Annotated in this window: 7 protein-coding genes; all 7 read left to right on the forward strand. The window is 33.0% G+C overall.

All coding sequences use genetic code 11. The annotated features are described in order from the left end of the window. The first annotated feature begins 115 nt into the window (after positions 1-115). The 7 genes from SJY43_RS11320 (at position 116) to pxpA (ending at position 13,045) form a co-directional block, all read left to right on the forward strand. Positions 116-1,498, forward strand: coding sequence for an ATP-binding protein (locus SJY43_RS11320; RefSeq protein WP_396600852.1), 1,383 nt, complete (start codon positions 116-118; stop codon positions 1,496-1,498). 131 nt (positions 1,499-1,629) lie between these two features. Further along, positions 1,630-5,646 (forward strand): gliding motility-associated C-terminal domain-containing protein, encoded by a 4,017-nt coding sequence (locus tag SJY43_RS11325; protein WP_396600853.1) that lies wholly within the window; start codon positions 1,630-1,632, stop codon positions 5,644-5,646. Positions 5,647-5,669: 23 nt separating this feature from the next. After that, complete coding sequence (locus SJY43_RS11330; protein WP_396600854.1) at positions 5,670-6,608, forward strand: type IX secretion system membrane protein PorP/SprF; 939 nt, start codon at positions 5,670-5,672, stop codon at positions 6,606-6,608. Positions 6,609-6,620: 12 nt separating this feature from the next. Next, a complete protein-coding gene (locus tag SJY43_RS11335; protein WP_396600855.1) occupies positions 6,621-8,759 on the forward strand; it encodes an OmpA family protein in 2,139 nt (712 codons plus the stop codon). Positions 8,760-8,820: 61 nt separating this feature from the next. Then, positions 8,821-10,356, forward strand: coding sequence for a YifB family Mg chelatase-like AAA ATPase (locus tag SJY43_RS11340; protein WP_396600856.1), 1,536 nt, complete (start codon positions 8,821-8,823; stop codon positions 10,354-10,356). 394 nt (positions 10,357-10,750) lie between these two features. After that, positions 10,751-12,118, forward strand: a complete 1,368-nt coding sequence (locus SJY43_RS11345; protein WP_396600857.1) for a hypothetical protein — start codon at positions 10,751-10,753, stop codon at positions 12,116-12,118. A gap of 186 nt (positions 12,119-12,304) precedes the next feature. After that, positions 12,305-13,045 (forward strand): 5-oxoprolinase subunit PxpA, encoded by a 741-nt coding sequence (gene pxpA, locus SJY43_RS11350; RefSeq protein ID WP_396600858.1) that lies wholly within the window; start codon positions 12,305-12,307, stop codon positions 13,043-13,045.

The following is a 13,045-nucleotide window of genomic DNA, read 5'->3' on the forward strand; positions in this document are numbered from 1 at the left end:
CCATTAATAGACTAATTATTAAATGTAAAAAAAGTAAAATTGTTAAATTTTATTTGTAGATCATGATTTTTAAAATAAAGTTTCTGGTTTACAATTATTATAGAAAATAACCAATATGAAAAAGGGTATAATATTTTGTGTTGATGACGAGAAAATCGTTTTAAATAGTTTGAAAACTGAATTAAAAAATGCTTTTGGAAGTACATATATTATTGAAACTGCAGAGTCTGGAATAGAAGCGTTAGAAGCTATTGATGATTTAATGAAATTAAATTACGAAATTCTTGTAGTAATAGCAGATTATGTAATGCCAGTTATGAAAGGTGACGAGTTCTTGAAAAAACTTCATAAAAAGTCTCCAAGAACTTTAAACTTATTGTTAACAGGTCAAGCTACTGTAGAAGGTGTAACAAATACCATTAATTACGCTGGTCTATATCGTTATATCTCTAAACCGTGGCATACTAACGATTTAATTCTTACCGTTGAGCAAGCGATTAAAAGCTATCAACAAGAAAATAACTTAAAAATTAAAAATGAAGAACTCGTTAAATTAAGTGCTTCACTTGAAGAAAAAGTAGAATTACGGACACAAGAATTAAAAAATAATAACAACTTACTTAAAGAAAAACAAGAGGAAATTGTTATTCAGAATAAAGAGTTAGAAAATTATAGAAATCATCTTGAAAATCTAGTTAAAGAACGAACTTTAGAGTTGACTATAGCTAAGGATAAAGCTGAAGAAAGTGATAGACTAAAATCTGAGTTTCTATCAACCATGTCTCATGAGTTAAGAACACCACTTAATTCAATTATTGGGCTTTCTAGTTTAATAGATTCAGATACATCTATGGATGATATTCTTGAGCATGTGGAATTAATTAACAATAGTGGAGAGCATTTACTTAAACTTATAGAAGATCTTTTTAAAATATCTCAAATTGAATCTGGTAAAGAAAAACTATTTATGAAAGATATTGATTTAAATATTTTTCTTAAAGAAGTTCAAGATTCAATGATAATTTACCGAGATAATTTAGGGAAACAACATATAGATTTCAACTTTGTAATTCCAGAGAATTATAATAATCTAACCATATATACAGATAAATTAAAGCTAACGCAAATATTAATAAACCTGTTAAAAAACGCTATAAAGTTTACAGATAGTGGAATTGTTAATTATGGGTTTAATATTAGTAAAAAGAAGGACGAGGAAACAAATATTGTGTTTTTTGTTTCAGATACTGGAATTGGTATAGACCAAAGTCATCAAGATAAAATTTTTAAAGGCTTTACTCAAGTTAATGGTGATTATAATAGACCGTATGAAGGCATAGGAATTGGACTTACCATTGCAAAGAAATTAGTTAAGCTTTTAGATGGTAATATTTGGGTAGATTCAGTATTAGGTGAAGGTAGTTCGTTCTTTTTCTCTTTCCCACTTAAAGAGCATCTTGATAGCCATATAATTGAAGGTAGAAATCATGGAATATAGCTTTAATTAGTCATAAGTACAGGCCTTGTTTTAATTATATTCTTTTTTCGGATAACAATCCAGTAATATTCGATTATATATGTAAGTTTTTTATATCTTTCCTGCTTTTAAACCCAAAGCCATTATAAAATATGAATACTTGCTTTCGCAATATATTCCGCGTCATATTAATAAGTCTTACTTTTTTTAATTTTTCCTCAATTACAGCGCAATGTGCAGGTACAGGTTCCGAAATTACCATCTGTAATAAAGAATTAGACCCAAGTTTACAAACATTTAACCTTTTTGATCAATTAACGGGTGAAACTCCAGGTGGAACTTGGGTTTCTGGAAGCAATTTTAATTCTGAGGCTCTAGATGAAACCACAGGGATATTAAACCTTTGGGGAATTAATAGGTTTGGACCTCATTCTTTTACTTACATGAATCCGGCATGTGATGCAAGTATCTCTACCGTTATTATACATTTAGGAGGCTATCCTGGAGAGAGCAATCAAAATCCTGGAACAAATAATGTGTGTCAAGTTCTAAAAGCTGATGATGATGATATTGTTAATATTATAGATTTATTCATATTTATCGATACCATTAATAGTAGGATTGGGCCAGATGTGGGAGGTAATTGGACAGAAGATTCTGGTAATATGGCTTTAGGACAACTAGAGGGAGAGTTTTTTGATTTTGGCGGTGTTCCTATTGGTACATATACGTTTACTTATACTATACCAGAGGTAAATGGTTGTCCTGCTCGTTCTGCAACAATAGATGTTGAAGTTAGAAGATCTCCAGACCCTGGGGAACCTGAGAATTTATACCTATGCGAAACAGATGATATGTCTGGATTAACAGCCTTAAATCTTTTTTCAAGATTAAATGATGAGGATTCTAATGGAGAATGGACAGATATTAATATACCAGCTACTGGAGAAATTTCTAGTGGTACCGATTTTGAAATAAATGTTGAAAATATTTATAATAATTTAGGACCAGGAAGTTATGGATTTACTTATAAAGTACTACCAGAACATCCCATATGTGAAGAAAAAGAAGCAACATTTTTTGTTTGTATCGAAAAACAGCTTGTTTTAGAAGGTTCCGCCGATGTCTCTTGTAGTGGTGATGTAACAATTACATATGATAATGCCCTTTTAGATAATGGTGATTACAGTTTATCTTTTACCGTTACAGGCACTAGTCTTGGAACATATACTGAAACAAAAGCTGTTAATTTTCAAAACGGAACAGCACAGTTTGGTTTAGTACCAGGTCTTACTTTAACAACAAGTGAAACGCTAACTTTACAAATAAACAATATTACTGCGCTTGCATCTTGCGGACCAGTAGTTTTATGTACATCAATAGTAAATGTTCCAGAGGTAGACTTTGATATGTACTTTGAGCCTTCGATTATTGTTTCATCAACTTCTGGGTGTGAACTCGATGATATTTTAATAACTTATATAAATGCTGCTGATGCCGCTTTCAACCCAATAGATGAAACAGTATCAGTTTCATATTCAATAAATACTGTAACCTATACAGATGAAGTTACCTTTTCAAATGGAAATGCAACCTCTACTGTACCTGTAGAACGTTTTAAACAAGGGCTAAATACATTAGTCTTTTTTGAAACAAATAGTTTTGTGCATTGTAACGACATTAATGCAACTTCTAATCTTAATTTAATACCTGCACCTCCAAACCCTGTCTTTAGTATTGTGCCAGATGATAAATGTGATGCTACAAGTTTACAGTTTGGTTTCGATAGTCCTTCTGGAGAGTTAATTACATATAATCCTGTAACATTCGATATTTATCAATATGGAAGCGAACCACAGTTGTTTGATCCAAGAGACCCAAGTGTATCTTTAACAAACAATACACAAGGCGATGGTATAGATATAAACCTAACAAATAGTAATGATGTTAGTGCATTACCAGATGGCGATTATGTATTTGTTATTAGAAGTGTACAAAATGATAATGCAACTTGTAGAGGCTTAAGTCAAACAGAAATAGATAATTATGCTACGCTAGGCATAGACATAGCACTATCTAAAAATGGTTCATCCCATATATTTGATGCCCGTTTAACTTTTAGAATAGGAGAAGAAGCGCCGGCATCTTTAATAAAAAATAATTTTCAAGTGTGTTTGCTTACTGGACCAGCAACACTTGGCGATTTGTCCGTTTTTGCAGGCACAGATGTTGATGTTACTATTACAGATTTGGCTGGAACTGAATTGCCAGATACTTATGAAATTACAGAAGACGAAGTGTTCATTGCTGTATTTACGAGTGCTATTACGGGATGCGATTTAGGAACAGAACAAATAACAGTTACCATCGTAACACAAGCATCATCTCCAGTTTTAAATGATAATACCTTTTGTTCTTTAGTCACAAATACGGTAGGCGATTTAGATGTTTCTGGTCAAGACATTGTTTGGTTTGATTCAGAAATGGATGGAACCGCCTTTAATACATCAGATGTTATAGATATTAATAATCAATATTGGGCAGAAATCACAATCTCAGGAGGATGTACAAGTACAAATAGAACGCTTGCTGTTATAAACTTTGTAGATAAAGCAAGTACACCAACGCCTTTAACAAATCAATTTTGTTCTTCAGCAACACCAACCATAAGCGATTTATTAGTAGAGACTAGTTCAGCAAAAATCCAATGGTATACTTCAGAAACAGGAGAAGCCTATACCAGTACATCTTTACCTTTAGATGATACTATGGAATATTGGGTGTCCCAAACAGCGATAGATGGTTGTGAGAGCGACCGTGTTCAAGTTACCTATACGATAACCGATGTAGCTCCCAATCCAGAACCTTTAGTGAATGATTTTTGTACAGCAGGAGGTATGCTATTTACATTAGCAGATTTAGGATTTACAGATGTTTCTATTTATAGAGAAGGTGTTATTTCATATTTTTCAGATGAAGCCGGTACAACTGTTATTCCTGTAACTGAATTATTAGAAAATGTATCAAGTCCAATATATGTGCAACAAGTTATTGCAGGTACGTGTGTAAGTGATATTGTAGAAGTTAATTTTACACTTCAAGGTGTAGCAACAAAACCTGTAATATCACCCGTAACGCTATGTTTAGAAAGCAATCCAACAATTCAAGATTTAATTGCTATTATTGAAGCAGAAACCTCAAGTAGTATTTCACTTTTTGAAGATGAAACAACAACCACAGCATTAGATGTTGATACAGAATTAGCTTCAATTTCTGGGTCTATTTATGCTTCACAAACTATTACAGAAGGTTGCGGAAGTACCGAAAGAACTTTAGTTAGCTTAACATTATCAAACCCAACCATATCAAGCGATGATTTTATAAGTTCACATTGTAGTATAGATGTGCCTACTCTAGATAGCGTGTATTTAGGAAGTGAAAATGTATTGTGGTTTGATGAAAACGATGCACCATTAACGGGAACAGAAGTATTACAAGATGGTGTTTCTTATTTTGCGCAAATTGAAGAAGATACGTGTAAAAGTGAAATTTTAGAGGTTATTATAACTTTAGTTAATGTTTCAGACCCAATGCCAAGTTCAACCAATGCAGATTTTTGTGGTATTGAAGAAAAGGTGATTGCAGATTTACTAGAAGATGATTCAGGAAATATGCGATTTACAATTCCATTAAACCACACTTTAGTTTGGTACGATTCTAATGATGTTTCCACTCGAAATGTATTAAATAACGATACTGTTTTAGAGAATAGTATCTATTATGCGGTTTACGAAATAAGCACTACAATTGATGGCGAAAATATTATTTGTGAAAGCAATCCTGTAGCTATTATGGTCGATTTGACGGTTTGCTCTCCAGAAATGTTAGTAATTCCTGATGCTTTTTCACCAAACGGAGACACTATTAATGATACGTTCGAATTGCAGAATATAGAATTTGTTTACCCAGATTATAACATAGAAATCTATAATAGATACGGACGACTAGTTTTTAAAGGCGATATAGAAGTCGGTTTTTGGGATGGTAAAAGCAATCAATCCGGACTATTAAGTAGCGGTATTTTACCAACAGGCGTATATTTTTATGTGATTAATTTTAATCGATTTGATACAAAACCATATCAAGGACAAGTTTATTTAAAACGATAATGACGAGCAATACCAATTTAAAAATGCAAAAATATATATTTACTGTTCTATGTGTTGTATTGTTATGCAATACCACAATAGCACAGCAAGACCCTCAATTTACACAGTACACATATAACATGAGTGTGGTTAATCCTGCTTATGCTACAAGTGATTTTGGCGTTATTAATTTAGGGGGTAATTACCGTAAACAATGGACAAATACTATTGGAAGTCCTAGAACATTATCATTTTTTGCGCATACACCGTTTAATGATAAAATAGAAATGGGTGTCACCTTTACATCCGATCAAATTGGGCAAGATGTAATAGAAATAAATGAAAAGAATATTAATGCCGATTTCGCTTACCTATTAACCTTAAATAATAACAGCAAATTGTCTCTAGGTTTAAAAGCAGGTTTTACATTGTATGATACGGCGTTTTCTGGAACATTAATTAATCCTAATGATCCTACATTTACTAACAATGTGAATCAAGTATACCCAACCATTGGTGCAGGAGCTTATTATTTTACAGATAACTATTATGTTGGTTTATCCGCTCCTAATTTTTTACGTACAACACAATTAGACGATTCAGTAATAGCTACTAAATTGGGTAAGGAAGAAGTTCATTTTTATATGATAGGAGGTTACGTATTTCCTGTTAACGACAATTTGAAATTAAAACCTTCATTTATGACAAGAGGTGTAAAAGGCGCTCCTGTAAATGTTGATTTATCCGTAAATGCCTTATTATATGATCGTTTTGAAGCAGGAGTTTCATATCGTTTAGATGATGCCGTAAGTGGTATCGTTGGGTTTAGAGTAACACCATCATTTAAGGTGGCTTACTCGTACGATGCTACGGTTACAGATTTTTCGAACTATAATAATGGCTCACACGAAATTGTTTTATTATTCGATATTTCGTTATTCGAATTTAAAGATGGCTTTAAGAAATCACCTAGATTTTTCTAAAAAAAATTATTGATGAAAAAATTACTACCAATATTTGCCTTTATAATCATGTTTTCTGGATTTTCTCAAGAAAAGAAAATAGCTGATAAAAAGATATTTAATAATGATTTACGAAAAGCGAATGCTTATTTTGAACGCGCTTTTTATGCCAAAGCCATTCCGCTTTACGAAGAAGTAAATAGCAAACATAGAATCACCAAAGTTGTTGAAAATTTAGCCACGTGTTACTATAATGTAGGCGATCTTAAATCGTCAGCTAGATTGTATGGCTATTTGGTTAATAGTAAACGCGGCAATAAAACAGACGAGAATATTTTCAAATATATTCAAGCATTGAAAGCTTCAGGGAATTACGAAGATGCCAATAGCGTAAGTCGTGAATTTCTAGTTGAAAAAGTTGATGCTTCAGCAATAGAAGCTTTTGATGCTGAGGTTGTAAAACAAGAAAATATTATAGCCATTGGTAATCGTTATAGCTTAGAAAATTTAGCAATTAATTCTGAGAATTCAGAATTCGGAATAATGCCATATAATAATTTTTTAGTGTATGCCGCTTCAAGAAAAGTAGCACATAAAAAGAATATTTTTAGTGGGTATTATGGATGGAACGACCAGCCGTTTTTAGATATCTATAAAATTCATAAAGATAGTATTGCAAAAGGGAATACGGCTTCAAAATCAATTTCAAACAAGGTAAATACAAAATTACACGAAGGTACAGTTGCTTTTAGTAAAGATTGCAAAATCATGTATTTTACTAGAAATAATTTTACTAAAGGTAAAGAGGTTAAAGATGATAAATTAGTTACACATTTAAAATTATATAAAGCAGAATTTGTAGATGGTAATTGGACTAACATCGAGTCACTTCCTTTTAACGGCGATACGTTTTCAGTAGAACATCCAGCTTTAAGTAAAGATGGAAAACGTTTGTATTTTGCTTCAGATATGCCTGGGACTTTAGGGAGTTTCGATTTGTTTTATGTCGATATTAATGAAGATGGAACTTATGGAAATCCTGTAAACTTAGGATCTCATATTAATACAAAACACAGAGAACAATTTCCTTTTATTGCTGATAATGGCGATTTATATTTTTCTTCAAACGGGCATTTTGGCTTTGGAGGTTTAGATGTGTTTTGGTCTAAGTTAAAGGGAGCTGATTTTCAACAACCAGATAATTTAGGATTGCCTCTTAATTCTGGATATGATGATTTTGCATACTATTTAGATGATACATCAAAAACAGGTTACATATCCTCTAACAGACCAAAAGGAAAGGGTAGTGATGACATTTACAGTTTTAAAGAATTAAAACCATTAATAATAGAAGACTGCAAGCAGTATATAACGGGAATTATTACAGATAAAGATACTAAGGAAACCATTTCAAATTCAAAAGTAACATTTACGCTAGTTTCAGAAAAAAGTAACGAGGTTATTGCAACATGCATTACCACGGCTGATGGCGTTTTTAACGATATTACCAATTGTGAAATAACACTTATTGTAAAAGCAAGTGCAGATGGTTACCAAGATGCAGAACGCAAAATAAGAATTGGTGATCAAAGAAATGCAAAGAACGATGCTTCTTTAGCATTAGTCTCTATAGCTTCTATTAATAAAAAAGAGCAAGAAAAGCAGCGAATAGCCTTTGAAAAGCAACAGCAAGTAGAGCAAGAAAAACAAAAGCAAGAACAAGAAAAAAGAAACAAAGCGGCTGAAAACAAAAAGAAGCAATACAATAATATTATTGCATCAGAACCTAATATTATATCTCAAAACGATAAGCTTGTTATAAAAACAGCCGATATAAACTTTGATTATAAGCTTTGGTATATCCGTAAAGATGTTAAAAAAGTATTGCAACCTGTTGTCGATTTGATGCTAAAATATCCTAACATGCAAATCGAGATAGAATCTCATACCGATATTAGAGGTAATGAAGCTTATAATAAAGATTTGTCTCAAAAAAGAGCAACGTCTACAATGGAATATTTGGTGTCTAAGGGCATTGACGCACATCGTATTTCTGCTGTTGGCTATGGAGAATCTCAACCTATACAACATTGTGAGACCGAAGATGCGTGTAGCGAAGAAGAACATGAAATTAATAGGCGATCAGAATTTGTTATAAAGCAATTACAATAGAAGTCTGAGATTTATTTCGTTTCTAAAATACATTTCTTACATTTAAGCAGAAATAAAAATTATGCTTAAAAAAGTTTTTGCTAGTGCCGTTTTCGGAGTAGAGGCTTCAACCATTACCGTTGAGGTTAATGTAGATAAAGGTGTTGGTTACCATCTTGTAGGATTGCCAGATAATGCCATTAAAGAGAGTAATTTTAGAATTGCTGCTGCGCTTCAAAATAACGGTTATAGAATTCCAGGAAAAAAGATTATAATTAATATGTCGCCTGCCGATTTACGAAAGGAGGGAAGTGCATACGATTTAACTTTAGCCATAGGCATCTTAGCATCCACAGATCAAATTAAAGCAGATGATTTAGATAAATACTTAATTATGGGCGAATTGTCCTTAGATGGCAGTTTGCAACCCATAAAAGGCGCTTTACCCATTGCTGTTAAAGCAAGAGAAGAAGGTTTTAAAGGTTTTATTCTACCTTCTCAAAATGCTAAAGAAGCGGCTATTGTAGATAATCTTGAGGTGTATGGTGTTGAAAATATTGAGCAAGTTATTAACTATTTTGATAAAGGCGAACCGTTAGAACAAACCATAATAAATACCAGAGAAGAATTTGAAAAAAGCTTGGATTTTCCTGAGTTTGATTTTTCAGATGTTAAGGGACAAGAAGGCATAAAACGCTGTATGGAAATTGCGGCAGCTGGCGGACATAATATTATTTTAATTGGACCTCCGGGAGCAGGAAAAACGATGTTAGCAAAACGCTTGCCGAGTATTTTACCGCCTATGACGCTTCATGAAGCTTTAGAAACTACTAAAATTCATTCTGTAGTTGGTCGTGTAAAAGATACAGGATTGATGGCGCAACGCCCGTTTAGGAGTCCGCATCATACCATTTCGAACGTAGCACTTGTTGGCGGCGGAAGTTACCCACAGCCAGGAGAAATTTCATTATCACATAACGGTGTTTTGTTTTTAGATGAATTACCCGAATTTAAGCGTGAAGTTTTAGAGGTGATGCGTCAGCCGCTTGAAGATAGAGAAGTTACCATTTCTAGAGCTAAATTTACGGTAACCTATCCATCATCTTTTATGTTGGTAGCGAGTATGAATCCGAGTCCTAGTGGGTTTTTTAACGATCCAGATGCACCAATAACATCGTCTCCAGCAGAAATGCAACGTTATATGGGGAAAATCTCTGGTCCGTTGTTAGATAGAATCGATATTCATATTGAAGTCACGCCTGTGCCTTTTGATAAGTTAAGCGACGATAGAAAAGGAGAGACCTCTGTAGATATTAGAAAACGTGTTACCAAAGCCAGAGAAGTCCAAACCAAACGTTTTGAAGATTCTGATGTGGTGCATTATAACGCCCAAATGAATACCAAACAAATACGAAAGCATTGTGTGTTGGATGAAGGTTCTAAACAGCTTTTAAAAACGGCTATGGAACGTTTAAATTTATCTGCTCGTGCTTATGATAGAATCCTGAAAGTTTCAAGAACTATAGCCGATTTAGAAGGAAGTGAAAATATTAATGGTTCGCATATTAGTGAAGCGATTCAGTACAGAAGTTTGGATCGTGATGGTTGGTTGGGGTAACACATTCCTGCGGAGGCAGGAATCTCATTAATATAAGTTCGAGTGACCAATCTTTGGCGCTACTAGTCACAGACTAGCGGTAGCGGGGGAAAAGTTGAAATTATTATTTTCAGAAAACAAAGTGTCAAGATATTGGTATAGTTCAATTATAATTGCAGAAAAAAAACTTCTACACCTAGTCTTTGATTTACGCGTACGAAATTAGTGCATTGGAGGTAATCGTAGAATCATTTATAAACTAATCTTTGGCGCAACGATTCGGATGTTATCGGTCGCTGGAAATAGTTTAGATGACTCAAAATTAGTTAATTACTTGTTGATAACTATATTGTTTTTATAGTAGGATAATTCTTAAATTAGCCATATAAAATTACAATTGTTTATTATGTTTAATATGGGAGAGAATAGTAGAAGAATTGAGTCTTTGGAACACGAAAAAGGAATGTTGTGGGAGCGTTTAGTTGAGCTTGAAAAAAAGGTGGAAATAAAGCCGTCAGATTATGAAAAAGAGGCTAAACAGGCGTCTCGTAAAGCTGCTGAATATCGTAATAAGACTGAGGAAAGGTTCAATAAAGCCAATGAGTTATTCCGATCTATAGAAGGACTTAAAAATGATGTATTAGAGGAATCCAAAGTAATTTCATCATCTAAAGACGAAATAGTTGAATTACTTGAATCATCAAACATCTCTAGTATTGAAATAAACGATAAGAGTTCCTTATTGGTTGATAAGTGTAATAGGCTTGATGAAATATTTGAACAGTACCCAGATTTGAATACCAATATTGATGAATTATCTACTCAATTAAATTCAATAGATGAGAGCTCAGACAAAGCTAATTCCACATACAAAGGCATTTTATCGAAGAAAACTGAAATTGATTCTCTGCATAGAGAAATAGTTGGTTATACTGATGAAGATGAGGATGGAGAAGAAGTTGAAATCGACGGGTTGAAGGCTGAATTGGAAAAGACCTATGAGAAATTGCAAAATAGTTCGGTTAACTTAGAAATCAAGATTAGTAAGATAGAAACAGAGAGCAGCGCAAAGGTTGATTCATTTATAGATAATAACAAAGATCAATTAAAAAAAATCGTTAAATCCTCCATTACGGAATATGAATCAATCAACAAAAGAATTGAGGAACTTCTACCAAACGCAATGACAGCTGGTCTTAGTTCAGCTTTCATAAAAAAGAAAGAGGAAGAAGAAGAATTATTCATAGAATACAAAGCAAAGTTTAGCAAGGGCATTAGAAATCTTGCATGGGTTTCAGCTCTGCCAATTGCTATAAGTGTTTATTCACTTATTACAGGAGTTGAACTATCTGAAGTCATAAATAGAACACCTAATGTAATATTAGCTTTCATGCCATTATATATCCCATTGATTTGGACAACAATTTCTGCAAACAAAAAAGTTAATCTATCAAAAAGATTAATAGAAGAATATTCGCACAAACAAGTATTAAGTATGACAATTCAAGGTCTGTCAAATCAAATAGATGGATTGGATAATGATGATATTGCTCAAGAACTTAGAACGCAATTATTAGGTAGTTTCTTAAAGGTTACAAGTGAAAACCCTGGTAAACTTATTTACGATTATCAAAAATCTGATAATCCTATGTTAAATCTTCTTGATAGGGATAAAAAAAGAAAAAAGAAAAAAACGATTGTAGAAACGGCGGAAGAAAAGGCGGTGGAAATAGTTGAAGATGCAGTTGAAACTGTTGCAGATGAAGTGATTGATAATATTTAAAAAGGTTAATAATAAAAATCCAAGTTACCCCGCTACCGCTAGTCTGTGACTGGTGGCGATAATGCATATAAAATACAAAACCTATTATTTCCTTCATGTATAATCACATCAAACAAGATTATAAGAGTTTAAGAACTTTTACTTTTTACATCTTGATTTCTAAGCAAGAATACCTAAATTAGTATAGTGGAAAACCTAGTAATAGATATAAATGCAGATTTAGGAGAGGGCATTGGTAACGAACACCAATTAATGCCATACATATCGTCTTGTAATATTGCTTGCGGTGGTCATGCTGGTGATGCTGAAACCATGAAAAAAGTGGTCGAATTAGCAAAAAAATATCAAGTTAAAATAGGCGCACACCCATCGTTTCCTGATAAAGAAAATTTTGGTAGAAAAGTGATGGATATGTCTTGTGTTGCGTTATTTACTTCCATAAAAAGTCAAATTAAAGATTTACTCGCAATTTTAAATGAAGCGCATTTACCTTTGCATCATGTAAAACTTCATGGTGCTTTATACAATTTAGCAGCAACCAATAAAAAAACCGCTACTACTATTATTGAGGTTATGACCTGTTTAATGCTTCCTGCAAAACTTTATGTGCCGTATAATTCGGTTATTGCAAAACTAGCCTTAGAGCAAAATATACCAATCCTATACGAAGCCTTTGCAGATAGAAATTATAACGATGATTTAACCTTAGTTTCAAGAACAGAACCTAACGCAATAATTCAAGACTCAAACCTGGTTTTTAATCATGTTTATGGGATGTTTTCTACTAAAAAAGTAAAAACTGTTAATGGCAATTATAAAACCATAAAGGCTGATACATTCTGTATTCATGGTGATAATCCAGAGGCTGTAAGTTTGGTTAAAACGTTAACCAGTCGTTTAAAAGCAGAAGGTATTAAAGTTAGATAA

The organism is Algibacter sp. R77976 (genome assembly GCF_044594645.1).
GTDB lineage: Bacteria > Bacteroidota > Bacteroidia > Flavobacteriales > Flavobacteriaceae > Algibacter_B.